Below are 25178 nucleotides of genomic sequence, written 5' to 3' on the forward strand. Positions count from 1 at the left end.
CCGTATGTCGGGGTGGCCGCGCGTCGACCGCTTTGGCGGGTGACCCGCCCGAACATTCGGCCCAACCGCACTGCGATCGTTCCACGGGCCACCACGGTGGCGTCAGCCCAGTGTGGCGGTGGCGCGGGCCTTAAGGTGAGTCGGGTGCGCCTCGTCATCGCCCGCTGTACGGTCGACTACCTCGGCCGGCTCACCGCGCACCTGCCGTCGGCCCGCAGACTGCTGCTGTTCAAAGCCGACGGCTCGGTCAGTGTGCATGCCGACGACCGCGCCTACAAGCCGCTGAACTGGATGAGTCCGCCCTGCTGGCTGACCGAAGAGCAGGACGGCCCCTTGCCGGTCTGGGTGGTGCAGAACAAAGCCGGCGAACAACTGCGCATCACCGTCGAGGAAATCGACCACGACTCCAGCCACCAGCTCGGCGTCGACCCCGGGCTGCTCAAGGACGGCGTCGAGGCCCATCTGCAGGCGTTGCTCGCCGAGCATGTCGAGCTGCTCGGCGCCGGATACACGCTGGTGCGTCGTGAGTACATGACCCCGATCGGGCCGGTCGACCTGCTGTGCCGCGACGACCAGGGGCGTGCGATTGCCGTGGAGATCAAGCGTCGCGGCGAGATCGACGGGGTCGAGCAACTCACCCGGTATCTCGACTTGCTCAACCGTGACAGCCGACTGGCGCCGGTGAACGGGGTGTTCGCGGCACAACAAATCAAGCCGCAGGCCCGCACGCTGGCCGTCGATCGCGGTATCCGCTGTCTCACATTGGATTACGACAAGATGCGCGGTATGGACAGCGATGAGTACCGACTGTTCTGAGTCGGCCGACTAGACTTGCGCCATGACACGGCGCAGCACAACGCCACGTCGGCAACCGGTACTGCCGACCCTGCGCCGGGTGGAGATCGGCCCCGACGGGCACGAGTACGAGGTGGCGTCCATCGCCGCCGCGCGGGCCGTCAAAATCTATCGGTGCCCCGGTTGTGATCACGAAATCATTACCGGCACAGCGCATGTGGTGGTCTGGCCAGCTGACGGCGGCGAGACGGCGGTGGAGGACCGGCGGCACTGGCACACGCCGTGCTGGGCCAACCGCGCGACGCGCAGCCCGACCCGAAACTGGTCTTAGCGTCCCGAATCGGAATTGCCGGCCGGCTCGACCAGCTCGATCAGCACGCCACCGGCATCCTTGGGGTGAATGAAGTTGATCCGCGAATTCGCCGTACCCCGCCGGGGCACGTCATAGAGCAGCCGGATGCTCTGCTCGCGCAGCCGCTCGGTCAACGCGTCGAGGTCGCTCACCCGGTAGGCCATCTGCTGGATACCGGGCCCACGCTTGTCCAGGAACTTGGCGATCACCGACGACTCGTCCAGTGGCGCCATCAACTGGATCTGCGCGCTGCCGAGAGGGGCGCCACGCACCGCGAGCATCGCCTCGCGAATGCCCTGGTCGTCGTTGACCTCCTCGTGCACCAGGATCATGCCCAGGTGGTCGTGGTACCAGGCGATCGCCGTGTCCAGGTCGGGTACCGCGACGCCGACATGATCGACCGCCGTCACCAACGCGGTAGCCAGGATGGGACGGGCGTCGACTTGGTCCGCGGTCATAACGTCACGGTAACCTGACGGCTAAGACTTCGCTGCCCCGATCGGTTTTTTCGGCCGTCGGGCGCTCGTTTCGGAGGTGTTGATGACGACATCGGTGATCGTTGCCGGGGCGCGGACGCCCATCGGGCGGCTGATGGGATCGTTGAAGGACTTCTCGGCCAGCGACCTCGGCGCGATCGCGATCGCAGGCGCCCTGGAGAAAGCGAAGGTGCCGCCGTCGCGGGTCCAGTACGTCATCATGGGCCAGGTGCTGACCGCCGGCGCCGGTCAGATACCGGCGCGCCAGGCCGCACTCGCGGCCGACATCAGCCCCGATGTCCCCGCGCTGACGATCAACAAGGTGTGCTTGTCGGGTTTGGACGCAATCGCGCTGGCCGACCAGCTCATTCGGGCAGGGGAGTTCGACACGGTGGTGGCCGGTGGCCAGGAGTCCATGACGAAGGCACCGCATCTGCTGATGGACAGCAGGTCGGGGTATCGGTACGGCGATGTGACCGTGGTGGACCACATGGCGTACGACGGCCTGCACGATGTGGCGACCGGTCAGCCGATGGGCGCTCTCACCGAGCGGCGCAACGACGAGGACAAGTTCACCCGTCGCCAACAGGACGAATTCGCGGCCCAGTCGCACCAGAAGGCGGCCGCGGCGTGGAAGGACGGCGTCTTCGCCGACGAAGTGGTGCCGGTGAGCATTCCGCAGCGCATGGGTGATCCGCTGCAGTTCAGCCAGGACGAGGGGATTCGCGCCAACACCACCGCCGAATCACTGGGCGGTCTGCGGCCGGCGTTCCGTCCCGGCGGCACCATCACCGCCGGCTCGGCGTCACAGATCTCCGACGGGGCCGCCGCGGTTGTGGTGATGCGCAAGGCCAAAGCCGTCGACCTCGGGTTGAGCTGGCTGGCCGAAATCGGCGCGCACGGGGTCGTGGCCGGCCCGGATTCGACGTTGCAGTCACAACCGGCCAACGCGATCAGAAAAGCCATTGGGCGTGAGGGCATCTCGGTCGACCAGCTCGACGTCGTGGAGATCAACGAGGCGTTCGCCGCGGTGGCGCTTGCCTCGATCACCGAACTCGGCCTTGACCCCCGCGTCGTCAACATCCACGGCGGCGCGATCGCGGTCGGGCACCCGTTGGGCATGTCGGGAGCCCGCATCGCACTGCACGTCGCCCAGGAGCTGGCGCGCCGCGGCTCCGGCTACGGGGTGGCCGCCCTGTGCGGCGGCGGCGGCCAGGGCGACGCGCTGATTCTGCGGGCCGGCGGACAGCGCTGACACCGGCGCCCGCCGTTGCCGGCGTCTGCTCTGCCTGCGGTGTCGGGCGCCGATGTGATATTGGTCACCAGGGTGGGTGCCGCCGGGTTTCGGGGCGTCGGTAGCGGCGTGCCAGACTTGTCGACGTGAGCCGTCCGCCACCTCCGATCGGGCCCGCCATGGCCGGAGCCGTCGACCTGTCCGCCCTCAAGCAGCCAGCCCGACCGCGGTCTTCATCCGGCGAGGGATCGGCGGAACTGGGCGGTACCCCGATCACCGAGGCCAACTTCGAAGACGACGTGCTGATCCGGTCCAACCAGCTGCCGGTCGTGGTGTTGTTGTGGTCTCCGCGCAGCGACGCGTGCCGGCAGTTGGCCGACATTTTTTCCGGCCTGGCCGCCGCCGACGACGGCAAGTGGTCACTGGCCACGGTCGACGTCGAAAGCGTCCCGCGGGTCGCCCAGATTTTCGGCGTCGAGGTGGTGCCGACCGTGGTGGCGATCGCCGCAGGGCAGCCGATATCCAGCTTTCAGGGCACGCAGCCCGCCGACCAGTTGCGTCGCTGGCTGGACTCGCTACTGTCGGCCACTGCCGGAAAGCTCAGCGGCGCAACAGGGCCCGAATCACCCGATGAAGTCGACCCGGCCTTGGCGAAGGCGCGCCAACAGCTGGAAGATGGCGAACTCACCGCGGCGCTCGATTCGTATCGCGCGCTGTTGGACACCGACCCGAACCACGGCGAGGCCATGGCCGCGGTCCGCCAGATCACGTTCTTGATGCGGGCGACCGCCCAACGTCGCGACGCGGTGGCGCGTGCCGATGCCGCTCCCGACGACGTCGACGCCGCGTTGGCCGCCGCCGACGTGCAGATACTCAACGAGGATGTCCGCCCCGCCTTCGAGCGGCTGACCGCGTTGGTGCGGCGGACATCCGGTGAGCACCGCGACGTGGTGCGCACGCGGCTGATCGAGTTGTTCGACCTCTTCGACCCCGCCGATCCCGACGTCATCGCGGGCCGGCGCAACCTCGCCAACGCCCTCTACTAGCCTCACGCCGGCTCGAGCCAGAGCGCGGATAGAGGCGGCAGCACCAAGACCGCGGACGCCGGGCGGCCGTGCCAGGCGACGTCGGTGGCGTCGACACCGCCGAGGTTGCCGGTCCCACCGCCGCGATAGGCGGTGGCGTCGGTGTTGAGCACCTCGCGCCAGCGGCCGCCGGTCGGCAGGCCGAGGCGGTAGCGGCTGTGCTCGGAGCCGGCGAAGTTGAACACGCAGGCCATCACCGACCCGTCGCCGCCGTACCTCAGAAAGCTGAGCACGTTGTTGGCGGAGTCGTTGGCGTCGATCCAGGAATACCCCTCGGGCTGGGCGTCCCGGCTCCACAGCGCCGGACTGCGCCGGTAAAGGTGGTTGATGTCGCGCACCAGACGCGCGATGCCGTCGGAGAAGCTGTTCTCGTCCAGCTCGAACCAGTCCAGCCCGCGCTGCTCGGACCATTCGGCGCGCTGGCCGAACTCCTGCCCCATGAACAGCAGCTGCTTTCCCGGGTGCGCCCACTGGTACGCCAGCAGGCTGCGCAGTCCGGCCGCCTTCATGTGATCGTCGCCCGGCATCCGGCTCCATAGCGTGCCCTTGCCGTGCACCACCTCGTCGTGGCTGATCGGGAGCACGAAGTTCTCGCTGAACGCATACAGCATCGAGAAGGTGATCTCGTGGTGGTGGTAACAGCGGTGCACCGGATCGTGGCCGAGGTAGTCGAGCGTGTCGTGCATCCAGCCCATGTTCCATTTCATCGAAAAGCCCAGCCCCCCAAGGCTGGTAGGCCGCGACACGCCGGGCCATGACGTCGACTCCTCGGCGATCGTGACGATGCCCGGCGCCATCTTGTGCGCGGTCGCGTTCATCTCCTGGAGGAACTGCACCGCCTCCAGGTTCTCCCGGCCACCGTTGACGTTCGGTGTCCAGCCGCCGGCCGGACGGGAATAGTCCAGATACAGCATCGACGCGACCGCGTCCACCCGTAGGCCGTCGATGTGGAACTCCTGCAGCCAGTACAGCGCGTTGGCTACCAGGAAATTCCGGACCTCGGGGCGACCGAAGTCGAAAACATAAGTGCCCCAATCGAGTTGCTCACCACGCTTAGGGTCGGAATGCTCGTAGAGCGGCGTGCCGTCGAACCGGCCCAGTGCCCACGCATCTTTCGGGAAGTGGGCCGGAACCCAGTCCACGATGACGCCGACACCAGCCTGGTGCAGCGCGTCGACCAGCGTGCGGAAGTCGTCGGGTGTCCCGAAGCGCGACGTGGGCGCGTAGTAGGATGTGACCTGATATCCCCACGAGCCGGCGAACGGATGCTCGGCAACCGGCAGCATTTCGACGTGAGTAAAACCCTGTGCCACAACATAATCAGTTAACTCGCGAGCAAGCTCACAATAGCTGAGCCCCGGTCGCCAGGAGCCGAGATGCACTTCGTAGGTGCTCATCGGCTCGTTCACCGGGTTGTGGGTCGCGCGCCGGACCATCCAGTCGGCGTCCGCCCAGGTGTACGTGCTCGAGGTCACCTTCGATGCGGTGTGCGGCGGTACCTCGGTGGCGAACGCGAACGGGTCCGCGCGATCGGTGACCACACCGTCGGCGCCGTGCACACGGAACTTGTACAGACCGTCGGCCGGGAAGCCGGGCCAGAACAACTCCCATACGCCCGAAGAGCCCAGTACCCGCATCGGTGCGTCGTTGCCGTCCCAGCCGTTGAAGTCGCCGATCAGGCTCACGCCGGTGGCGTTGGGCGCCCAGACCGCGAAGGACACGCCGTCCACCACGCCGTCGGCGGTGGTGAAGGACCGCGGATGGGCACCCAGGACCTCCCACAGCCGTTCGTGGCGGCCTTCGGCGAACAGGTGCAGGTCGACGTCGCCCAAGGTGGGCAGGAAGCGGTAGGCGTCGGCGACGGTGCGGAGGTCGACGCCGTCGTAGTGCACCTCCAGTCGGTAGTCGATGAGGTCCACGAACGGCAGCGCCACGGCAAACAGTCCGGAATCGATGTGCTGCATCGGAAACCGCTCGCCGCCGACGAGCACGACCACGGCGACCGCATGCGGGCGGAACGCCCGGACGACGGTGTGGTCGCCGTACTCATGAGCGCCCAGAATGCCGTGCGGGTTGTGGTGCACCCCGCCCAGCAGACGTGCCAGATCGTCGGGCTCGGATGCCAGGTGTGTGCCGGTGAAGCGGCGGGATCGGGTCATGACAGCGTCACCTCCTGCGCAGCAGCGTCATTCGGGAGTGCGACGGTATCAGCGGCATGTTGACTATGTGCGCGACCGTTCGGACCGGATCGAGACGCACGTAATTTGCCTGTCCCCACTGATATTCCTCGCCGGTGATCTCGTCGCGCACCCAGAACCGTTCGTGAGGCTGCATACCCAATGCGGCCATGTCCAACCACAACGTGGCCTGCTCCGGTCCGAACGCGTTGAGTGTCACAACCACGAGCACACAATCACCGGTGGTCGGGTCGAACTTGCTATAGGCCAGCAACGCGTCGTTGTCCACATGGTGGAAATGGATGGTGCGCAGTTCCCGCAGCGCGGGATGCAGGCGACGAATGTGGTTGACCCGGGCGATGAACGGTTCCAGCGATCGGCCCTCGGCCAGCGCGGCCGCGAAGTCGCGGGGCCGCAACTCGTACTTCTCCGAATCCAGGTACTCCTCACTGCCCTCACGAACCGCGCGGTGCTCGAAGAGCTCGTAACCGGAGTACATTCCCCAGGACGGGCCCATCGTAGCCGCCAGGACGGCGCGGATTGCGAACATGCCCGGGCCGTTGTGCTGCAGGACCGCGTGCAGGATGTCGGGCGTGTTGACGAACAGGTTGGGCCGCCGAAAGTCGGCGAGTCCAGCTATTTCGCAGCCGAATTCGGTGAGCTCCCACTTCGCCGTGCGCCAGGTGAAGTACGTGTAGGACTGGCTGAAGCCGAGTTTGGCCAGACCGTACTGGCGGGCGGGCGGGGTGAACGCCTCGGACAGGAACAACACGTCGGGATCGGCCGCTTTGACTTTGCCGATCAGCCAGCTCCAGAAGTCGGGTGGTTTGGTGTGCGGATTGTCGACCCGGAAGATCCGCACCCCGTGATCCATCCAGTGCCGCACCACCCTGAACACCTCGTCGTAGAGGCCCGCCGGCTCGTTGTCGAAGTTGAGCGGATAGATGTCCTGGTACTTCTTCGGCGGGTTCTCCGCATAGGCGATGGTGCCGTCGGGCAATTCGGTGAACCAGCGCCGATGGTCGCGAACCCACGGGTGATCGGGTGCACATTGCAGCGCCAGGTCGAGGGCCACCTCCAGGCCGAGCTCGCGCGCCGCGCCGACGAACGCGTCGAAGTCGGCGATGGTGCCCAGCGCCGGATGCACGGCGTCGTGGCCGCCCTCTGCGCTGCCGATCGCCCATGGCGATCCGACGTCGCCGGGTTGGGCGGCGGGGGTGTTGTTGCGGCCTTTGCGGTGCACCGTGCCGATCGGGTGGATCGGCGGCAGGTAGACCACGTCAAAGCCCATCTCCGCGATCCGCGGCAGCGCGGCCGCCGCGGTGGCGAACGTGCCGTGCACCGGGTTGCCGTGGGTGTCCCACCCGCCGGTCGAGCGCGGGAACATCTCGTACCACGCGCCGAAGCGGGCCAGCGGCCGGTCGACCCACACCCCGTGCTGCTCGCCACGGGTGATCAGCTCACGCAGCGGATGCGCCGTCAGCAGCTCGTCGACCTCCGCCGACAGCGCCGGCGCGGCGCGGGTCGCGGGATCACCGGATGCCCGCAGGGCCGCGGCCGCCGTCAACAGACACCCGCGCCGGCTGCGCGGGACTCCGGCGGCGGCGCGTTCGAACAGCTGCGCACCGATCAGCAGGTCGTTGGACAGTTCGGCCTCGCCCTGGCCGGCGTCGAGCTTGGCCAGCACGGCGTGCCGCCAGCTGTGGATCGGGTCACCCCAGCCGTCGACCCGGAAGGTCCACAACCCGACCCGGTCCGGCGTGAACTGGCCGTGGAACACGAACGGCTCCTGGCCTACGGTCATGGGAACCGCGGGCGGCGTGTCCTGCGGCGCAGCCTCGGCGGCGGCGGGCGGCTGCGCAGCCGCCCGGCCGGTGTCCGCCCCCGGGTAGCGCGGACCCAGATAGCGCACCACCAGGGTCGCGGCGACGGCGTCGTGGCCCTCGCGCCACACCGCCGCGCTGACCGGGACCACCTCGCCGACCACCGCCTTGGCCGGGTACGCACCGCACGACACGACGGGCCGGACGTCGTCGATCTCGATACGACCTGGCACCACCACTCCGTCCTCGGGCCGCGCGGCCCGCGTCGTTGCCGGGGTTCCGCCTCGGTCCGGCGTCCGAAAGCCCCTCTACCCACCGTAACGGCGGGCGACACGCGCAGGACTCGAAGCAGCCGCGACCCGCGCGATGACTGTGCCTGATCAGTGCGGGGCCTGATCAGTGCGGGGCGTGATCAGTGCGGGGCGTGATCACTGCGGTGTCAGTAACGTAGGGACGCGTGAAAGCCCTCCGACGGTTCACCGTCCGCGCCCATCTCCCGGAACGTCTTGCGGCGTTGGAGCAGCTGTCGACGAATCTGCGGTGGTCGTGGGAGAAGCCGACCCAGGACCTCTTCGCGGCGATCGACCTGCAGCTGTGGGGCCAGTGCGGCCAGGACCCGGTGGCGCTGCTGGGTGCGGTGAGCCCGGCGCGGCTCGACGAGCTCGCGGCCGACGGCGGGTTCGTGGCCCGGCTCGACGAGCTGGCGGCCGACCTGAACGACTATCTGACCCGGCCGTTGTGGTACCAGCAGCAGGACGACGGCGCCGCACTGCCCACCAGCATCGCGTACTTCTCGATGGAGTTCGGGGTGGCCGAGGTGTTGCCCAACTACTCGGGCGGCCTGGGGATTCTGGCCGGCGACCATCTGAAGTCCGCGTCGGACCTGGGAGTGCCGCTGATCGGCGTGGGTCTGTACTACCGGTCCGGGTACTTCCGGCAATCGTTGACGGCCGACGGCTGGCAGCACGAGACGTACCCGTCGCTGGACCCGCAGGGCCTGCCGTTGCGGCTGCTCACCGATGCCACCGGCGACCCGGTGCTGATCGAGCTGGCCCTGCCGGACTCCGGCCGGCTGCGGGCCCGGATCTGGGTGGCCCACGCCGGCCGTGTTCCCCTGCTGCTGCTCGACTCCGACGTCCCCGAGAACGAGCACGACCTGCGCGGGGTCACCGACCGCCTCTACGGCGGCGACCAGGAACACCGGATCAGACAGGAGATCCTGGCCGGCGTCGGCGGGGTGCGCGCCATCCGCGCCTTCACCGCCGTCGAAGGCCGACCCGCGCCCGACGTGTTCCACATGAACGAGGGCCACGCCGGATTCCTCGGGGTGGAACGCATCCGCGAGCTGGTCACCGGGTCCGGGCTGGATTTCGACACCGCTCTGACCGTGGTGCGCTCGTCGACGGTGTTCACCACCCACACCCCGGTGCCCGCGGGCATCGACCGGTTCCCGCTGGAGATGGTGCAGCGGTACTTCGACGACGCGGCGACGCCCGGTTTGCTGCCCGGGGTGTCGACCGGGGCGGTGCTGGCTCTGGGCGTCGAAGAGGAACCGGACACGTTCAACATGGCCCACATGGGTCTGCGGCTGGCGCAGCGGGCCAACGGCGTCTCGCTGCTGCACGGCCGGGTGAGCCGGATGATGTTCAGCGGGCTGTGGCGCGGGTTCGACGCCGACGAGGTGCCGATCGGGTCGATCACCAACGGCGTGCACGCACCCTCCTGGGCCGCTCCGCAGTGGCTGCGGCTGGGCCGCGAACTGGCCGGATCGGACTCGTTCAGCGAACCCGCGGTGTGGCAGCGGCTGCAGCAGGTCGACTCGGGGCACCTGTGGCGGATCCGGTCTGCGCTGCGCGCGCTGCTGGTCGACGACGTCCGGGCGCGGCTGCGGCGGTCCTGGCTGGAACGCGGAGCCTCCGACGCCGAACTCGGGTGGATCGAGACGGCGTTCGACCCCGACGTGCTCACCGTCGGCTTCGCCCGGCGGGTACCGACCTACAAGCGGCTGACGTTGATGCTGCGCGACGCCGGGCGGCTCGAACGGCTGCTGCTGGACGACGACAAGCCGATCCAGCTGATCGTCGCGGGCAAGTCGCATCCGGCCGACGACGCCGGCAAGGCGCTGATCCAGCAGGTGGTGCGGTTCGCCGACCGTCCCGAGGTGCGCCACCGGATCGCGTTCCTGCCCGACTACGACATGTCGATGGCCCGACGGCTGTACTGGGGTTGCGACGTGTGGCTGAACAACCCGCTGCGGCCGCTGGAGGCGTGCGGCACCTCGGGGATGAAGAGTGCGCTCAACGGCGGGCTGAACCTGTCCATCCGCGACGGCTGGTGGGATGAATGGTACGACGGCGAAAACGGCTGGGCGATCCCGTCGGCGTCCGGGGTGGTCGACGAGGACCGTCGCGACGACCTGGAGGCGTCCGCGCTCTACGACCTGCTGGAGCAGTCGGTGGCGCCCAAGTTCTACGAGCGTGACGAGCAGGGGGTGCCGCCGCGGTGGATCGAGATGGTGCGCCACACCCTGCAGTCGCTGGGCCCGAAAGTGCTGGCGTCGCGGATGGTGCGCGATTACGTCGAGCACTACTACACCCCGGCGGCGCAGTCGCTGCGCCGGACCGTCGGGGCCGACGGCGGGTTCGACGCGGCCCGCGAGCTGGCCGCCTACCGTCAGCGGGTGTCGCGGGCGTGGCCCGACATCCACGTCAGTGACGTCGACAGCACCGGGCTGCCCGATACCCCGGTGCTCGGGTCGAAGCTGACCCTGACCGCGACGGTGCAGCTGGCCGGGCTGAGTCCGGACGACGTCGCGGTGCAAGCCGTCGTCGGCCGGGTTGACGGCGCCGACTCGCTGGTGGACCCGGTGACGGTCGCGATGTCGCACACCGGAACGGCGGGCCGCGGCCGCGAGACCTTCTCGACGACGACACCGCTGCCGGTCGCCGGCGCGGTCGGCTACACGGTGCGGGTGCTGCCACGGCATCCGATGCTGGCCGGCGACACCGAGCTCGGTCTGGTCACGCTGGCGTAGCGGCCCGCAGCCGGGCCAGCGCCGCGCGGACCTCGGCCGCGTCGGTGGTGGGCCAGAACGGCGGCAGGGACGCCCGCAGGTAGCCGCCGTAGCGGGCAGTCGCCATCCGCGAGTCCAGCACCGCGACCACGCCGCGGTCGTCGACACCGCGCAGCAGCCGGCCCGCGCCCTGCGCCAGCAGCAGCGCGGCATGGCTTGCGGCCACGGCCATGAAGCCGTTACCGCCGTGCGCGGCCACCGCCCGCTGCCGGGCGGAGAGCAACGGGTCGTCGGGCCGCGGGAACGGGATGCGGTCGATGATCACCAACGACAGCGACGGGCCCGGCACGTCGACGCCCTGCCACAGCGACAGCGTGCCGAACAGCGACGTCGCGGCGTCGGCGGCGAACTGCCCGACCAGCGCGGCGGTGCTGTCGTCGCCCTGGCAGAGCACCGGCGTGGACACCCGCCCTGCCAGGGCGTCGGCGGCCGCGCGGGCGGCCCGCATCGACGAGAACAACCCGAGGGTGCGCCCGCCGGCCGCGGTCACCAGGTCGGCGATCTCGGCCAGCTGCTCGGCCGAGCCGGTGCCGTCCCGGCCCGGCGGCGGCAGATGGGCTGCCACGTACAGGATCCCGGCCTTGCGGTGGCAGAACGGCGACCCGACGTCGAGGCCGCGCCAGCGTGCTTCGTCGTCGCCGGCCAGACCCCAGGCGGCGGCCATCGTGTCGAAGCTGCCGCCGACCGTCAACGTGGCCGATGTGAGTACGGTGGTGGATCGTTCGAACAGACTGTCGCGCAACAGCTCTGCCACCGACAGCGGCGCCACCTTCAGCACGGCGCGGCTGTCCTCGTTTTCCAGCCAGACCACGTCGGCGCGGTCGGGAATCGGCGGGGCGAACGACGCCAGGATCCGCGCGGCGGTGTCGCCGATCTCGGCAAGGCCGGCGACCGCCTCGGCGCGCGCGGCCGCCGCCTTCGGGTCGGCGGGTGACGTGTCGATCGCCGACCGCGCCGCGCCGGCCGCGTCGCGCAGCGCGGTCAGGTGGATCGCCAGCTTGTCGTCGAGGTAGTCGATGCGCCCGCCGGCGGCGTCGGCGATCGCCGCGGTGAACGCCCCCGACGCGGTCTCCCAGCGCTGCAGCAGTTCCGGTTCGACCAGCCGGGCGATGCGTCGGGAGGCGACCCCGAGCGCAGCCGAGGTGAGCTCTCCGGTGGCCACCGCGGTGACCCGGTCGGCCAGCTCGTGTGCTTCGTCGACCACCAGCAGCCGGTGTTCGGGCAGCACGGCCGAGTCGGAGACGGCGTCGATGGCCAGCAGCGCGTGGTTGGTGACGACGACATCGGCGCCGCCGGCCTTGGCGCGGGCCCGTTCGGCGAAGCAATCGGTGCCGAACGGGCACCGCGCCACACCCAGGCATTCCCGCGCCGACACGCTGACCTGACCCCACGACCGCTCCGGCACGCTCGGTTTGAGGTCGTCGCGGTCGCCGGAATCCGTCGTCGACGCCCAGGCGGTGATCCGTTGCACGTCGCGGCCCAACGCGGTGACGGCCTGCGGGTCGAAAAGTTCGTCCTGCGGTCCGTCAGCGGCGTCCGTCTCGGTACTTCCGTGGATTTTGTTCAAGCACAGGTAATTTCGTCGACCCTTCAGCAACGCGAACCGGGGTGGGCGGGGCAGCGCATCGGCGAGCGACTCGGCCAGCCGGGGCAGGTCGCGGTCGACGAGTTGGCGTTGCAGCGCGATCGTGGCGGTCGACACCACAACCGGCATGTCGTCAGACACCGCCCGCGCGATCGCCGGCACCAAGTAGGCCAACGACTTCCCCGTCCCGGTGCCGGCCTGCACTGCGAGATGCTCGCCGGAGGCGAAGGCCTGCGCGACCGCGTCGGCCATCTGCAGCTGGCCGACGCGGTCGCTGCCACCCAACGCGGCCACGGCGGTGGCCAGCAGCTCGGACACCTCGGACGTCGCCACTCCCGGTTGTCGATTCAGACCGATACGACGGGGATCTGCGTCGTGGGAATCGCCGGATCGCCGCGCGACAACATCAGACCCTCCCACGGCAGACTTCGCAAGCCCGACGCCACCCGCTCACGCGCTGCGCCGAGGTCGGTGTCGGCCACCGGCTGCCCGCCGCGCACCAGCGGGACCGTCAATTCGCGGGCCGCTTCGGGGGTGTGGGGCGGCCGGCCCGCCGGATACACGATCTCCTCGATGACGGTGCCGGTCGGGCGGCTCGTCCGCAGAGCCTGTTTGCGGCCGCCGTGGGACTCCTTGTGGCTGCTGCGTTTCTGCACCGGTATGCCGTCCACCTCGACCAGCTTGTAGACCATGTTCGCGCTCGGCGCGCCCGACCCGGTGACCAGCGAGGTGCCGACCCCGTAGCTGTCCACCGGCTCGGCGCGCAGCGCGGCGATCGCGAACTCGTCGAGGTCGCCGGACACCACGATGCGGGTCTGTGCCGCGCCGAGCCGGTCCAGCTGGTCGCGGACCTGGCGGGCGAGCACCCCCAGCTCGCCGGAGTCGATGCGCACCGCGCCCAGGCCGGTGCCGGCGGCCGCCACCGCGTTGGCCACCCCGGCGCTCACGTCATAGGTGTCCACCAGCAGCGTGGTGTCGGCGCCCAGCGCGGCCACCTGGGCGCGGAACGCGGCCGGCTCGTCGGGCCCGTCGGGACAGGTGTGCAGCAAGGTGAACGCGTGCGCGGCGGTGCCTTCGGCCGGTACCCCATACCGCCGCTGGGCTTCGAGGTTGGACGACGCCGCAAACCCGGCGATGTAGGCAGCCCGGGCCGCGGCCACCGCCGCCTGCTCGTGGGTGCGCCGCGAGCCCATCTCGATCAGCGGCCGATCCCGGGCGGCGCTGACCATCCGCGCCGCCGCCGACGCGATCGCACTGTCGTGGTTGAAGATCGACAGCACCAAGGTTTCCAGCAGGATGCATTCGGCGAAGCTGCCCTGCACCGAAAGCAGCGGGGAACCCGGGAAATACAACTCGCCCTCGGGGTAGCCGTCGAGGTCGCCGCCGAAGCGGTAGTCACCCAGATACGACACCGTGTCCGGGTCGAGGAAGCCTGCCACCGAGGTCAGTGCAACGTCGTCGAACCTGAACTGCGACAACGTTTCCAAGAACCGGCCGGTGCCAGCCACCACGCCGTAGCGCCGGCCGTCGGGCAGCCGGCGGGCGAACAGCTCGAACGTGGTCCGGCGGTGCGCGGTGCCGTCGCGCAGCGCCGCCGACAACATCGTCAACTCGTATTTGTCGGTCAGCAACCCGACGCACGCAGAGCCGTCCACACCGCAACGGTATCGGGTGCGTCGCGGGTGCTCGGCGTCCCGGGCTGCTCGGTATCCTGGGGAGCATGGTTGCGTCAGCACCGACCAAACCGGGAACCGGCGGGCAGCGCCGGGCCGATCCCGTCGACGTCACTGCCAGTCCGTGGGTCACCATCGTCTGGGACGACCCGGTCAACCTGATGACCTACGTGACGTACGTCTTCCAGAAGCTGTTCGGCTACAGCGAACCGCGGGCCACCACGCTGATGCTGCAGGTCCACAACGAGGGCAAGGCGGTGGTGTCGTCGGGCAGCCGGGAGTCGATGGAAGCCGACGTGTCCAAACTGCATGCCGCCGGCCTGTGGGCGACCATGCAGCAGGACCGCTGAGAGCAAGGGCATCCGGGTTCGCGCGTGCGCAGGTGGCAACGGGTCGAGACGGCCGACGGTCTTCGTTTTCGGTCCGCCCTGGACCCGCGCGAGGCGGCGCTGCTGACCAACCTGGTCGGGTCGATGGTGGGTCTGCTCGACGAGCGGGATTCGTCCTCGCCGCCCGACGAACTCGAGCGGATCACCGGTATGAGGACCGGCAACGTCCAGCGTCCAGACACCGCCACGCTGCAACGGCTGCTGCCGGATTTTCACACGCCCGACGACCACGACTCCGACGTCGGCGAAAGCCTGAACGCCGCGCTGCGCAGCCTGCACGAGCCCGCTATCATCGATGCCAAACGTGTTGCCGCCCAAAAACTATTGGCCACCATCCCGGAGCACGGCGGCCGCGTCGAGCTGACCGAGGACACCGCGAACGCCTGGATCGCCGCCGTCAACGACGTCCGGCTGGCGTTGGGCGCCATGCTCGACATCCGCCCGGGCGGTCCGGACCGGCTGCCCGAAGACCATCCGCTGGCACCCCATCTGGACGTCTACCAGTGGCTGACCGTGCTGCAGGAGTACCTGGTCGTCGCACTGATGGGACGCCGATGAACTCGATCACCGACGTCGGGGGCATCCTCGTCGGCCACCATCACCGGCTGGACACCGACGCAACCCTGGGTTCTGGCTGGGCCAGCGGTGTCACTGTCGTGCTGACTCCGCCCGCCACGGTGGGCGCGGTCGACTCCCGCGGCGGCGCGCCTGGCAGCCGGGAGACCGACCTGTTGGATCCGGCCAACAGCGTGCGCTACGTCGATGCGGTGCTGATCGCCGGGGGCAGCGCCTACGGGCTGGCGGCGGCCGATGGTGTGATGCGCTGGCTGGAGGAACGCGAGCGCGGTGTGGCCATGAACGGCGGCGTGGTGCCCATCGTGCCGGGCGCGGTCATCTTCGATCTGGAGGTTGGCGGCTGGAGTTGCCGCCCGACAGCCGAATTCGGTTATGCCGCATGCGAAGTGGCGGGTTCCCAGGTGGCGGTCGGGACGGTGGGCGCGGCGACGGGCGCGCGGGCCGGTGTGCTCAAGGGTGGTATCGGGACGGCGTCGACGACGCTGGAATGTGGGGTGATCGTCGGCGCGCTGGTGGCGGTGAACTCCGCCGGGGACGTCGTCGACAGGGTCACCGGCCTGCCGTGGTTGGCGTCGATGGCCGACGAGTTCGGGCTGACATCGCCGCCCGCCGACCAGCTCGCCGCGTTGGCGGCACGGCAGAGCCGGTGCAGCCCGCTGGACGCCCCGTTGAATACGACGATCGGTGTGGTGGCGACAAACGCGGCGCTGAGCCCGGCGGGGTGCCGGCGGGTCGCGATCGCCGCGCAGGACGGTTTGGCCCGGGCGATCTGGCCGGCGCACACCCCGGTGGACGGCGACACGGTGTTCGCGCTGGCCACCGGCGCAGTCGAGGTGGCGCCACCGGCGGACACCCCGGCGGCGCTGTCACCGGAGACCGCGCTGCTCACGCAGGTGGGCGCCGCGGCGGCCGACTGCCTGGCCCGCGCCGTGCTGGCCGGGGTCGTCGCCGCGGAGTCGGTGGCCGGAATACCGGCCTACCGGGACCTGTTGCCCGGAGCATTCGAGCAACCGAAGGGAACGCGGAAACGTGCTGGTCATTCGCGCTGATTTGGTGGACGCGATGCTCGCCCACGCCCGCGCCGACCATCCCGACGAGGCCTGCGGGGTGCTGGCCGGCCCGCAGGGTTCCGACCGTCCGGAACGACACATTGCGATGGTCAACGCCGACCGCTCGCCGACGTTCTACCGGTTCGACGCGGCCGAGCAGCTCACGGTGTGGCGGGCTATGGAAAGCTCAGGAGAATCCCCGGTCGTCATCTACCACTCGCACACCGCCACCGAGGCCTACCCCAGCCGCACCGACGTGAGCCTGGCCGCCGAGCCCGACGCCCACTACGTGCTGGTGTCCACCCGCGACCCGGACCGGCACGAGCTGCGCAGCTACCGCATCGTCGCCGGAGTCGTCACCGAAGAGCCCGTCACCATCGTCGAGAACTACCAGGAGTACGCGTGAGCATCACCGTGTCCATCCCGACCATCCTGCGCCCGCACACCGGCGGTCAGAAGCGCGTCGACGCCAACGGTGACACGTTGGCCGCCGTCATCAGCGACCTGGAGGGCAACTACACAGGGATCTCCGAGCGGCTCGTGCAGGACGGCAAGCTGCACCGGTTCGTCAACATCTACGTCAACGACGAGGACGTCCGGTTCTCCGGCGGGCTGGACACCGCGATCGCCGACGGTGACGCGGTGACCATCCTGCCGGCCGTCGCCGGTGGCAGATGACTCGCTACGACTCGCTGCTGGCCGCGCTGGGCCACACCCCGCTGGTCGGTCTTCCGCACTTGTCACCACGCTGGACCGATGAGCCCGCCGCGCCGCACGTACGGCTGTGGGCCAAACTCGAGGACCGCAACCCGACCGGGTCGATCAAGGACCGGCCGGCGCTGCGGATGATCGAGGCCGCCGAGGCCGACGGGCTGCTGGCGCCCGGCGCGACGATCCTCGAGCCGACCAGCGGCAACACCGGGATCTCGCTGGCGATGGCGGCCCGGTTGAAGGGCTACCGGCTGATCGCCGTGATGCCGGAGAACACCTCGGTGGAACGGCGGCAGCTGCTCGAGCTCTACGGCGCCCGGATCATCTTTTCGCCGGCCGAGGGCGGGTCGAACACCGCGGTGGCCACCGCCAAGGAGCTGGCCGCGGCCAACCCGTCGTGGGTGATGCTCTACCAGTACGGCAACCCGGCCAACACCGACGCGCACTACCACGGCACCGGCCCCGAGCTGCTGGCCGACCTGCCCGAGATCACCCACTTCATCGCCGGGCTGGGCACCACCGGCACGCTGATGGGCACCGGCCGGTTTCTGCGTGAGCACGCGCCCGGCGTGCGGATCGTCGCCGCCGAGCCCCGCTACGGCGAGGACGTCTACGCGTTGCGCAACATCGACGACGGTTTTGTGCCGGAACTGTACGACCCCGCCCTGTTGACCACCCGGTACTCCGTCGGCTCCGCCGACGCGGTGCGCCGCACCCGCGAGCTGATCGACGCCGAGGGCATCTTCGCCGGCCTCTCCACCGGCGCGGTGCTGCACGCCGCGCTGGGTCTGGCGGTGAAGGCCGCCACGGCGCGCGAGCGCGCCGACATCGCGTTCGTGGTCGCCGACGCCGGGTGGAAGTACCTGTCGACCGGCGCCTACGCCGGTAGCGTGGACGAAGCCGAGGACGCGTTGAAAGGGCAACTATGGGCGTGACCGCCGGCGACGATGCAGAGCGCGGCGACGAGGTGGGGGCACGCCCCCTGGCTGCTGCGCGGCGACGGGGCGTGCCTCCACCCGCTTGCGGGGAAGAGCGGTGACATGAACCGCCCGGTCGGGCAGTCGGTCGCACCGGCGCGCCGGCCACCGAAACGCTCCGCTCGGGTGGTCGGCGGGGCCACCATCGTCAGCTTCGTTGCGCTGCTCTACGTCGTCGAGCTGATCGACCAACTGGGTGGCCACCAGCTGGATCGCAACGGCATCCGGCCGCTGGAGGCCGACGGCCTGTGGGGCATCGTCTGCGCGCCGCTGCTGCACGCCAACTGGCAGCACCTGGCCGCCAACACCGGCCCCGCGCTGGTGCTCGGTTTCCTGGTGACGCTGGCCGGGCTGTCGCGGTTCCTGTGGGCGACCGCGATCGTGTGGATTGTCGGCGGGTTCGGCACCTGGCTGATCGGCAACCTGGGTTCGAACTGCGGAGAGACCGACCACATCGGCGCGTCGGGCCTGATCTTCGGTTGGTTGACCTTCCTGCTGGTGTTCGGCTTCTTCATCCGTTCCGGCTGGCAGATCGTGCTCGGCATCGTGGTGCTGTTGTGCTACGGCGGCATCCTGTGGGGGGCGGTTCCGGTGCTGGGTGTGTGCGGCGGCGTGTCGTGGCAGGCGCATCTGTGCGGCGGGATCGCCGGGGTGCTGGCCGCCTACCTGCTGTCGCGTCCGGAGCGTGCCGCCCGACAGCGGCCCGCGCGGTCGCTGCCGACATGAGCCGGGCGTCCCCTGCCAGCAGGCGGGGACCTCAGGCACCGCTCGGGGTCTTCGACTCCGGCGTCGGCGGGCTCACGGTCGCCCGCGCGATCATCGACCAACTACCCGACGAGGACATCATCTACGTCGGCGACACCGGAAACGGCCCCTACGGCCCGCTGCCCATTCCCGAGATCCGCGCGCACGCGCTGGCCATCGGCGACGACCTCGTCGACCGCGGCGTCAAAGCGCTGGTGATCGCGTGCAACACCGCGTCCTCGGCGTGCCTGCGGGATGCCCGCGAACGCTACCGCGTGCCCGTCGTCGAAGTGATCCTGCCCGCCGTGCGCCGCGCTGTCGTCACGACCCGCAACGGTCACGTCGGGGTGATCGGCACGCAGGCGACCATCAACTCACACGCATACCAGGACGCATTCGCCGCCGCCCGCGACATCCAGATCACCGCGGTCGCCTGCCCGCGGTTCGTCGACTTCGTCGAGCGCGGCATCACCAGCGGCCGCCAGGTGCTCGGGCTCGCCGAGGGATACCTCGAGCCGCTGCAGCGCGTCGGCGTCGACACGCTGGTGCTGGGCTGCACGCACTACCCGTTGCTGTCCGGGTTGATCCAGTTGGTGATCGGCGAGCACGTGACGCTGGTGTCCAGCGCCGAGGAGACCGCGAAGGAGGTGGTGCGGGTGCTCACCGAGCGAGACCTGTTGCGTCCGCACCCCGATCATCCCGGGGCGCCCGCCGCGGCCCGGGTGTTCGAGGCCACCGGCGATCCGGACGCGTTTCTGGGCCTGGCGGCGCGGTTTCTGGGACCGGCCGTCACCGGGGTCGCACCGGTGCACCGCCACTCGTCGGCGCACTGACCGCGCAGGTGGGTCCGGGTGCGCTCTTGCGGTGGCAAGTGGAGATGTTTCCGCCAACACGGTCTCGGGCATGGCACAGTAGTGACCGTGCGAATAACCGTGCTCGGCTGCTCCGGCAGCGTCGTCGGTCCGGATTCGCCGGCATCGGGTTATCTGGTCAGGGCGCCGGACACACAGCCGCTGGTCATCGACTTCGGCGGCGGGGTGCTCGGGTCGCTGCAACGGCACATCGATCCCGGGTCGGTGCACGTGCTGCTGTCGCACCTGCACGCCGACCACTGCCTGGATCTGCCCGGGCTGTTCGTGTGGCGGCGCTACCATCCGTCCCCCCCGGTCGGCAAGGCGTTGATGTACGGCCCCAGCGACACCTGGTCGCGGCTGGGCGCGGCGTCGTCGCCGCACGGCGGGGAGATCGACGACTTCTCCGACATCTTCGACATCCGGCATTGGGTCGACGGTGAGCCGGTGACGCTGGGCGCGCTGACGGTGGTGCCGCGCGTCGTGGCGCACCCGACCGAGTCCTACGGCCTGCGGGTCACCGACCCCTCCGGCGCGTCGTTCGCCTACAGCGGCGACACCGGCGCCTGCGACACGCTCGTCGAGCTGGCGCGCGACGCCGACATCTTCCTCTGCGAGGCGTCCTGGACGCACTCGTTCGAACGACCGTGCGCCCTGCACCTGTCGGGGACCGATGCCGGTCGGATGGCGGCGGCGGCCGGTGTTCGGGAGCTGCTGCTCACCCACATCCCGCCGTGGACCTCACGTGAGGACGTGATCAGCGAGGCCAAGGCCGAGTTCGACGGGCCGGTGCACGCGGTGGTCTCCGGCGAGACGATCGACGTCCGGCACGCCTGACCGGGTAGGCCCCGCGCAGCGACCCGTCCCCCGCGGGCGGGTGGTACCGCTGCGCCCGGCTTCGCCGCGCTTGCGATCGCCGCGGGGTCTTCGGCGGCGACCCGCTGCGCCCGGCTTCGCCGCGCTTGCGATCGCCGCTAGTGTTGGCGGGGTGTCCAGACGAGCCGATGGCCGCCTCGACGACGAGCTTCGGCCCGTCGCCATCACCCGCGGATTCACGTTGCACCCGGCCGGGTCGGTGCTGGTCGAATTCGGCCACACCAAGGTCATGTGCACCGCCAGCGTCATCGACGGAGTGCCCCGCTGGCGTAAAGGGTCGGGCCTGGGCTGGCTCACCGCCGAGTACGCGATGCTGCCGTCGGCCACCCACACCCGCAACGACCGGGAATCGGTGAAGGGCCGGCTATCCGGGCGCACCCAGGAGATCAGCCGGCTGGTGGGCAGGTCGTTGCGGGCCGGTATCGACCTGGCGGCGCTGGGGGAGAACACCGTCGCAATCGACTGCGACGTGCTGCAAGCCGACGGCGGCACCCGCACCGCGGCGGTCACCGGCGCTTACGTGGCGCTGGCCGATGCGGTGACGTTCTTGGCGGCGGCCGGCAAGTTGTCCGATCCGCGGCCGCTGTCGTGCGCGATCGCCGCGATCAGCGTCGGCGTGGTGGACGGCCGGATCAGGGTCGACCTGCCCTACTCCGAGGACGCCCGCGCCGAGGTCGACATGAACGTCGTCGCCACCGACACCGGAACCCTGGTGGAGATACAGGGCACCGGCGAGGGCGCGACGTTCCCGCGCTCGACGCTGGACAAGATGCTCGACGCCGCGCTGGGCGCCTGCGACACGCTGTTCACGGCGCAACGTGAGGCGTTGGCGCTGCCCTATCCCGGTGAGTTGCCCGAAGGCCCCGCCCCGCAGAAGGCGTTCGGCAGCTGACCGAGCCCGCGACGACGCGGAGCGAAGCAACGAGGAGGGGCGGCGCCTGTGACCGAGCTGTTGGTCGCCAGCCGCAACCGCGCCAAGCTGGCCGAGCTGCGCCGAGTGCTGGACGCGGCGGCGTTGTCGTCGGTGACGCTGCTGTCACTCGACGACGTGCCCGCGTTCGGCGAGGCTCCCGAGACCGGTGCGACCTTCGAGGACAACGCGCTGGCCAAGGCGCGCGACGGGTTTGCGGCGACGGGTTTGCGTTGTGTCGCTGACGATTCCGGGCTTCAGGTCGCCGCGCTGAACGGCATGCCCGGGGTCCTCTCGGCGCGCTGGTCGGGCGTACACGGCGCCGACGCCGCCAACACCGCGTTGCTGCTGGCGCAGCTGCGCGACGTGCCCGACGAGCGGCGCGGCGCGACGTTCGTATCGGCGTGCGCGCTGGTGTCAGGGTCGGGCTCGGAGGTGGTGGTTCGCGGCGAGTGGCCGGGCCGGATCGCGCGCGAACCGCGCGGCGACGGCGGGTTCGGCTACGACCCGGTGTTCATCCCGGATGGATTTGCTTGCACCGCAGCACAATTGAGCCCTGAGGAGAAGGACGCCGTGTCGCACCGCGGCCGGGCGTTGGCGTTGTTATTGCCGGTTTTGCGCGCGGCGGCGGCGGATGCGCTATAACGCGAAGCGCGCCTTGACATCCTTGGTTTGGAAGTGCTCGACGATGATCCCCAGCAGCGGGATGGTGCCGGCCAGCAGCACGCCGATGGTCTTGGGGACGGGCCAGCGGGCCTTGACCGCAAGGTTGACGGTGAACAGCAGATAGGTGAAGTACACCCAGCCGTGCACAACGCCGATCCAGGTGGGCGGATTGTCCACCTTGACCAGGTAGTGAACCACGATCTCGTAGCACAGCGCGATCAGCCAGACACCCGTCGCCCACGCCATGACGCGGTAGCCCAGCAGCGCGGGGCGGATCTTCTCGGCAGGCGTGGACTGTTGGGTGTCCGGCGTGGTCATGCGGTGGTCCTGTTCTGTCGCTCGGCATCGGATTTGGCCAATTCGGCCAGGTAGGCGTTGTACTCCCGCAGCGCGGGATCGACGCCCGGCAGCGGCGGCGGTTTGGGCCGCTCGGGCAGCAGTCCGGCCGGAATCTCGTTCACCGCGTTGTCGTTTCGCGGTGCGGGCGGCTGTTCTTCGTAGCAGACGAATTGGCGGTAGGCGTACACGCAGAACCCGGCGAACAGCGGCCACTGCAGCGCGTATCCCAGATTCTGGAAGCTGCCCGACACCGACTGGAACCTGGTCCACTGCCACCAGCCCAGGGCCAGGCACCCGCTGGCCGCGACGATCACCAGGGTGACCAGCGCGGGCCTGCGACGACGTGTGGTGGACACGCTTAGACGGTACCGCTTGGCTGATGCCTTCGGTCCGACGAACTCGTCGAGGCGTGCCACCGCCGCGATCGCCGGCCACCACACGGCACCCATCGCTATCGATCACACTGCGAAGGAATTGCCCGGTGGCCTGCTTCACGAGTACTTCCTGCCATGGCTCCAGCCGAATCGGCGTGGTGTGCTTCTTCCCCGGACCGTGCTGAGGCCACAGACACGGCCTGTGTTTGGAGTAATGCGACACGTCGACGCATCCGCTGGTCCGGGCCGCAATCGATGCGTGCTGTGAGAGACCTCCGTCACCGAGGTATAGGCCGAGCAGGTAGCTATCGGCAGCCGCTGCCCGCCGTCTTGTTCCTTGTGTTGTGCGCCAACGTGGCCCGCACCACCGACAGATTTGTCGAGGAACGGAGCGGTAGGATCGCCACGTCGCGCGGGCGTGGTGGAACGGCAGACACGCGGGTTTTAGGTGCCCGTGCTCGAAAGAGCGTGAGGGTTCGAGTCCCTCCGCCCGCACTGGTTGGCGCGATTTATGTTGGAATTCTATGCCCTACTGGGTCTTTCGTTTCCGGGCTCGACGTGGTGCCCACACTCGGGGGAGGTACGCGGGTCGCTTGAGCTTCCCTGCGCCGCTCCGTCACAGCCGCCCGACGGCCCGGTGGCCGAGAGGTGTTCGTGCCGCCGGTGCAGGCGTCGGCTCAACAGGACACTTCGATGGTGAAGTCGGCCGTTGCGGGGGTGGTCGGGTTGTCCGGGTCGGTTCCCTGGGCCGTGCCCCGGACGATGTAGGTGTTGTCGGCGAAGACCGCAGCGGCCTTGCCGACGCCGGAATCGGCAACGCCGGTGAAGCCCTCGAAGTGGTCGATGTTGACCGATTGCGGCTCGGGCTTGCCGCGACCGAGCCGCAGCAGCACCCGGACCCGGGCAGGAGCCACGCTGATGTCCGCGGTCCACAACCACTGCACCTGGCTGCAGGAGACAGCGTGTGACGTGCGTGTGGTCCCGCCGACGGTGACGCGCGCGGTCCGTTGCTGGATTTTCTCCGTCCGCAGGACACATCCCGAGCTCACGGCCGCCACCAGAGACGCGACGACCGCCGCGACGACGCACCGGCTTCTCATCGGCCACCCCCGTCCCCGCAGCCGCCGGACCGCACGTCGCACCGTGTTGTGATCGGACAGTACGCCCAGGTCACGGCACGCCAACAACCGCCACGGCGCTCTCACCTTCGGCGCTGCGCGGCCTTGACCAGATTCGACCCGATGATCAGCCGCTGAATCTCGCTGGTTCCCTCGTAGAGCCGCAACAGCCGGACGTCGCGGTAGATCCGCTCCACCGGCATCTCACGCATGTAGCCGCTGCCGCCGTGGATCTGCACGGCCAGATCGGCGACTGTGCCGGCCATTTCGGTGCAGAACAGTTTTGCGGCCGACGGCGCTACGCGGCGGTCCTGGTCGCTGATCCACAGCTGCGCGGCGTCGCGGACCAGGGCGCGCCCTGCCATCACCCCGGTTTGCTGGTCGGCGATCATGGCCTGCACCAGCTGGAAGTTCCCGATCGGCGTCCCGCCCTGGGTGGCGCCGGCCGCGTGCGCCACCGACTCGTCGAGTGCCCGCTGGGCGGTTCCGACCGCCAAGGCGGCAATGTTGATGCGGCCACGTGCCAACGACGTCATCGCGGCCCGGTAGCCGACGTCTTCGCTGCCGCCCACCAGGGCACCGGCGGGTACCCGCACGTCGGTGAAGGTGACGTCGGAGGTCCAGGCGCCCTCCTGCCCCATTTTGGTGTCCTTGGCGCCGACCGCGACGCCCGTGGTGTCCGCCGGAACCAGGAACACGGCGATGCCGGGGCCGGCGTCGTCGGCGGGGCGGGTGCGCGCGAACACCACGAACAGATCGGCGACCGGGGCGTTGGTGATGTAGCACTTGCTGCCGGAGATCACCCAATCACCCTGATCGCGAACGGCTTTGGTGCGCAGCCCGGCCGGGTTCGACCCGGCGCCGGGCTCGGTCAACGCGAACGACGCCACCACCTCGCCGCCGGCCATCGCTGTGAGCCAGCCGGCCTTCTGGTCGTCGGTGCCGAACCCCACCAGGACCTGACCGGCGATGCCGTTGTTGGTGCCGAACATCGATCGCAGCGCCGGCGACGTGTAGCCCAACTCCATCGCCAACTCGACGTCCTGGGCCAGGTTCAGGCCGAGGCCGCCCCACTCCCGGGGCAGGGCGTAGCCGAAGAGCCCCATCCTCTTGGCCTGGTCGCGAAGATCGTCGGGAACCCGGTCGGTGGCCATGATCTCCTGCTCGCGGGGGAGGACGGCGGTGCGGACGAACTGACGGGTCTGTGCCAGGATCTGCTGGAAATCGTCGTCGTCGTCGACTGAGGTGGCCATCAGTGCGTCCCGAGGGGACCGGCGGCTTGAGCCGTCGGGGGAATCGGGACTTCCGCCGCGTGGCGGCGGATC

25 protein-coding genes and 1 tRNA gene are annotated in these 25178 nt (G+C 69.7%); 17 read left to right on the forward strand and 9 right to left on the reverse strand.

Features of this window, described 5'->3' with window-relative positions:
- Positions 1 to 144: 144 nt before the first annotated feature.
- Together nucS and ABDW21_RS08210 are read left to right on the forward strand one after the other, a co-directional pair.
- Positions 145 to 816, forward strand: a complete 672-nt coding sequence (nucS, locus tag ABDW21_RS08205) for an endonuclease NucS (RefSeq protein ID WP_343601552.1) — start codon at positions 145 to 147, stop codon at positions 814 to 816.
- 22 nt (positions 817 to 838) lie between these two features.
- Positions 839 to 1126 carry a hypothetical protein gene (locus ABDW21_RS08210; RefSeq protein ID WP_343601553.1) on the forward strand — a complete coding sequence of 96 codons (288 nt, stop codon included), beginning with the start codon at positions 839 to 841 and terminating at the stop codon, positions 1124 to 1126.
- Here ABDW21_RS08210 and mce read toward each other — a convergent pair.
- Complete coding sequence (gene mce, locus ABDW21_RS08215; RefSeq protein WP_343601554.1) at positions 1123 to 1605, reverse strand: methylmalonyl-CoA epimerase; 483 nt, start codon at positions 1603 to 1605, stop codon at positions 1123 to 1125. The genes ABDW21_RS08210 and mce overlap by 4 nt on opposite strands.
- 82 nt (positions 1606 to 1687) lie before the next feature.
- Here mce and ABDW21_RS08220 point away from each other — a divergent pair, with 82 nt between their 5' ends.
- Both ABDW21_RS08220 and ABDW21_RS08225 read left to right on the forward strand, forming a co-directional pair.
- Entirely contained in the window at positions 1688 to 2878 is a 1191-nt protein-coding gene (locus ABDW21_RS08220) for an acetyl-CoA C-acetyltransferase (protein ID WP_343710294.1), read from the forward strand.
- Between the two features lie 125 nt (positions 2879 to 3003).
- Complete coding sequence (locus tag ABDW21_RS08225; RefSeq protein WP_343710295.1) at positions 3004 to 3903, forward strand: tetratricopeptide repeat protein; 900 nt, start codon at positions 3004 to 3006, stop codon at positions 3901 to 3903.
- A 2-nt stretch (positions 3904 to 3905) separates the two neighbouring features.
- Here ABDW21_RS08225 and glgB read toward each other — a convergent pair whose 3' ends face one another.
- Positions 3906 to 6101 (reverse strand): 1,4-alpha-glucan branching protein GlgB, encoded by a 2196-nt coding sequence (gene glgB / locus ABDW21_RS08230; RefSeq protein ID WP_343710296.1) that lies wholly within the window; start codon positions 6099 to 6101, stop codon positions 3906 to 3908.
- Positions 6102 to 6108: 7 nt separating this feature from the next.
- A complete protein-coding gene (locus ABDW21_RS08235) occupies positions 6109 to 8181 on the reverse strand; it encodes an alpha-1,4-glucan--maltose-1-phosphate maltosyltransferase (protein ID WP_343601559.1) in 2073 nt (690 codons plus the stop codon).
- A gap of 218 nt (positions 8182 to 8399) precedes the next feature.
- On the opposite strand from ABDW21_RS08235, the gene glgP reads away from it, so the two are divergent.
- A complete protein-coding gene (glgP, locus tag ABDW21_RS08240; RefSeq protein ID WP_343601560.1) occupies positions 8400 to 10976 on the forward strand; it encodes an alpha-glucan family phosphorylase in 2577 nt (858 codons plus the stop codon).
- Here glgP and ABDW21_RS08245 read toward each other — a convergent pair.
- Entirely contained in the window at positions 10963 to 12933 is a 1971-nt protein-coding gene (locus ABDW21_RS08245; protein ID WP_343601561.1) for an ATP-dependent DNA helicase, read from the reverse strand. The two genes, glgP and ABDW21_RS08245, sit on opposite strands and share 14 nt — an antisense overlap.
- 14 nt (positions 12934 to 12947) lie before the next feature.
- On the reverse strand, positions 12948 to 14255 hold the full coding sequence (locus ABDW21_RS08250) for a nicotinate phosphoribosyltransferase (RefSeq protein ID WP_343601562.1): 1308 nt from the start codon (positions 14253 to 14255) through the stop codon (positions 12948 to 12950).
- Positions 14256 to 14320: 65 nt separating this feature from the next.
- Between ABDW21_RS08250 and clpS the strand changes: the two genes are divergently transcribed.
- From clpS to rdgB, 11 genes are all read left to right on the forward strand, one after another.
- The gene (gene clpS, locus ABDW21_RS08255; protein ID WP_343601564.1) at positions 14321 to 14623 is read left to right on the forward strand and encodes an ATP-dependent Clp protease adapter ClpS; all 303 of its coding nucleotides are present in this window, start codon (positions 14321 to 14323) and stop codon (positions 14621 to 14623) included.
- Between the two features lie 24 nt (positions 14624 to 14647).
- A complete protein-coding gene (locus tag ABDW21_RS08260; protein WP_343601565.1) occupies positions 14648 to 15220 on the forward strand; it encodes a DUF2017 domain-containing protein in 573 nt (190 codons plus the stop codon).
- The gene (locus ABDW21_RS08265; protein ID WP_343601567.1) at positions 15217 to 16287 is read left to right on the forward strand and encodes a P1 family peptidase; all 1071 of its coding nucleotides are present in this window, start codon (positions 15217 to 15219) and stop codon (positions 16285 to 16287) included. The genes ABDW21_RS08260 and ABDW21_RS08265 overlap by 4 nt, the downstream gene beginning before the upstream one ends.
- 13 nt (positions 16288 to 16300) lie before the next feature.
- Positions 16301 to 16693 carry a M67 family metallopeptidase gene (locus ABDW21_RS08270; RefSeq protein ID WP_343601572.1) on the forward strand — a complete coding sequence of 131 codons (393 nt, stop codon included), beginning with the start codon at positions 16301 to 16303 and terminating at the stop codon, positions 16691 to 16693.
- Complete coding sequence (locus tag ABDW21_RS08275) at positions 16690 to 16965, forward strand: MoaD/ThiS family protein (protein WP_343601568.1); 276 nt, start codon at positions 16690 to 16692, stop codon at positions 16963 to 16965. The genes ABDW21_RS08270 and ABDW21_RS08275 overlap by 4 nt, the downstream gene beginning before the upstream one ends.
- Positions 16962 to 17933 carry a cysteine synthase gene (locus tag ABDW21_RS08280; protein WP_343601569.1) on the forward strand — a complete coding sequence of 324 codons (972 nt, stop codon included), beginning with the start codon at positions 16962 to 16964 and terminating at the stop codon, positions 17931 to 17933. Before ABDW21_RS08275 ends, ABDW21_RS08280 begins: the two co-directional genes overlap by 4 nt.
- Positions 17934 to 18038: 105 nt before the next feature.
- Entirely contained in the window at positions 18039 to 18701 is a 663-nt protein-coding gene (locus ABDW21_RS08285; RefSeq protein WP_343710297.1) for a rhomboid family intramembrane serine protease, read from the forward strand.
- Complete coding sequence (murI, locus tag ABDW21_RS08290) at positions 18698 to 19552, forward strand: glutamate racemase (RefSeq protein WP_343710298.1); 855 nt, start codon at positions 18698 to 18700, stop codon at positions 19550 to 19552. The genes ABDW21_RS08285 and murI overlap by 4 nt, the downstream gene beginning before the upstream one ends.
- 81 nt (positions 19553 to 19633) lie before the next feature.
- On the forward strand, positions 19634 to 20407 hold the full coding sequence (locus ABDW21_RS08295) for a cyclic nucleotide-degrading phosphodiesterase (protein ID WP_343710299.1): 774 nt from the start codon (positions 19634 to 19636) through the stop codon (positions 20405 to 20407).
- A gap of 151 nt (positions 20408 to 20558) precedes the next feature.
- Entirely contained in the window at positions 20559 to 21338 is a 780-nt protein-coding gene (gene rph / locus ABDW21_RS08300; protein ID WP_343603158.1) for a ribonuclease PH, read from the forward strand.
- A 48-nt stretch (positions 21339 to 21386) separates the two neighbouring features.
- Positions 21387 to 22001 carry an RdgB/HAM1 family non-canonical purine NTP pyrophosphatase gene (rdgB, locus tag ABDW21_RS08305; protein WP_343603153.1) on the forward strand — a complete coding sequence of 205 codons (615 nt, stop codon included), beginning with the start codon at positions 21387 to 21389 and terminating at the stop codon, positions 21999 to 22001.
- On the opposite strand, the gene ABDW21_RS08310 is transcribed toward rdgB, so the two are convergent.
- Together ABDW21_RS08310 and ABDW21_RS08315 are read right to left on the reverse strand one after the other, a co-directional pair.
- The gene (locus tag ABDW21_RS08310) at positions 21996 to 22340 is read right to left on the reverse strand and encodes a DUF3817 domain-containing protein (protein WP_343603155.1); all 345 of its coding nucleotides are present in this window, start codon (positions 22338 to 22340) and stop codon (positions 21996 to 21998) included. The two genes, rdgB and ABDW21_RS08310, sit on opposite strands and share 6 nt — an antisense overlap.
- Positions 22337 to 22717 carry a hypothetical protein gene (locus tag ABDW21_RS08315; protein ID WP_343603156.1) on the reverse strand — a complete coding sequence of 127 codons (381 nt, stop codon included), beginning with the start codon at positions 22715 to 22717 and terminating at the stop codon, positions 22337 to 22339. Before ABDW21_RS08315 ends, ABDW21_RS08310 begins: the two co-directional genes overlap by 4 nt.
- 430 nt (positions 22718 to 23147) lie before the next feature.
- On the opposite strand from ABDW21_RS08315, the gene ABDW21_RS08320 reads away from it, so the two are divergent.
- Positions 23148 to 23230: transfer RNA gene (locus ABDW21_RS08320), tRNA-Leu, on the forward strand.
- A gap of 182 nt (positions 23231 to 23412) precedes the next feature.
- On the opposite strand, the gene ABDW21_RS08325 is transcribed toward ABDW21_RS08320, so the two are convergent.
- Both ABDW21_RS08325 and ABDW21_RS08330 read right to left on the reverse strand, forming a co-directional pair.
- Positions 23413 to 23835, reverse strand: a complete 423-nt coding sequence (locus tag ABDW21_RS08325) for a lipoprotein LpqH (RefSeq protein ID WP_343603157.1) — start codon at positions 23833 to 23835, stop codon at positions 23413 to 23415.
- Positions 23836 to 23936: 101 nt separating this feature from the next.
- Entirely contained in the window at positions 23937 to 25106 is a 1170-nt protein-coding gene (locus ABDW21_RS08330; protein WP_343710300.1) for an acyl-CoA dehydrogenase family protein, read from the reverse strand.
- Positions 25107 to 25178 lie beyond the last annotated feature (72 nt).

This window comes from Mycobacterium sp., assembly GCF_039583805.1.
GTDB lineage: Bacteria > Actinomycetota > Actinomycetes > Mycobacteriales > Mycobacteriaceae > Mycobacterium.

Excerpts from the sequence above, each read along its gene's own strand:
- ABDW21_RS08210 (WP_343601553.1), top strand. The coding sequence starts at position 839 with ATGACACGGCGCAGCACAACGCCACGTCGGCAACCGGTACTGCCGACC.
- mce (WP_343601554.1), bottom strand. The coding sequence starts at position 1,605 with ATGACCGCGGACCAAGTCGACGCCCGTCCCATCCTGGCTACCGCGTTG.
- ABDW21_RS08220 (WP_343710294.1), top strand. The coding sequence starts at position 1,688 with ATGACGACATCGGTGATCGTTGCCGGGGCGCGGACGCCCATCGGGCGG.
- glgB (WP_343710296.1), bottom strand. The coding sequence starts at position 6,101 with ATGACCCGATCCCGCCGCTTCACCGGCACACACCTGGCATCCGAGCCC.
- clpS (WP_343601564.1), top strand. The coding sequence starts at position 14,321 with ATGGTTGCGTCAGCACCGACCAAACCGGGAACCGGCGGGCAGCGCCGG.
- ABDW21_RS08265 (WP_343601567.1), top strand. The coding sequence starts at position 15,217 with ATGAACTCGATCACCGACGTCGGGGGCATCCTCGTCGGCCACCATCAC.
- ABDW21_RS08270 (WP_343601572.1), top strand. The coding sequence starts at position 16,301 with ATGCTCGCCCACGCCCGCGCCGACCATCCCGACGAGGCCTGCGGGGTG.
- ABDW21_RS08280 (WP_343601569.1), top strand. The coding sequence starts at position 16,962 with ATGACTCGCTACGACTCGCTGCTGGCCGCGCTGGGCCACACCCCGCTG.
- ABDW21_RS08285 (WP_343710297.1), top strand. The coding sequence starts at position 18,039 with ATGAACCGCCCGGTCGGGCAGTCGGTCGCACCGGCGCGCCGGCCACCG.
- murI (WP_343710298.1), top strand. The coding sequence starts at position 18,698 with ATGAGCCGGGCGTCCCCTGCCAGCAGGCGGGGACCTCAGGCACCGCTC.
- ABDW21_RS08310 (WP_343603155.1), bottom strand. The coding sequence starts at position 22,340 with ATGACCACGCCGGACACCCAACAGTCCACGCCTGCCGAGAAGATCCGC.
- ABDW21_RS08325 (WP_343603157.1), bottom strand. The coding sequence starts at position 23,835 with ATGAGAAGCCGGTGCGTCGTCGCGGCGGTCGTCGCGTCTCTGGTGGCG.
- ABDW21_RS08330 (WP_343710300.1), bottom strand. The coding sequence starts at position 25,106 with ATGGCCACCTCAGTCGACGACGACGACGATTTCCAGCAGATCCTGGCA.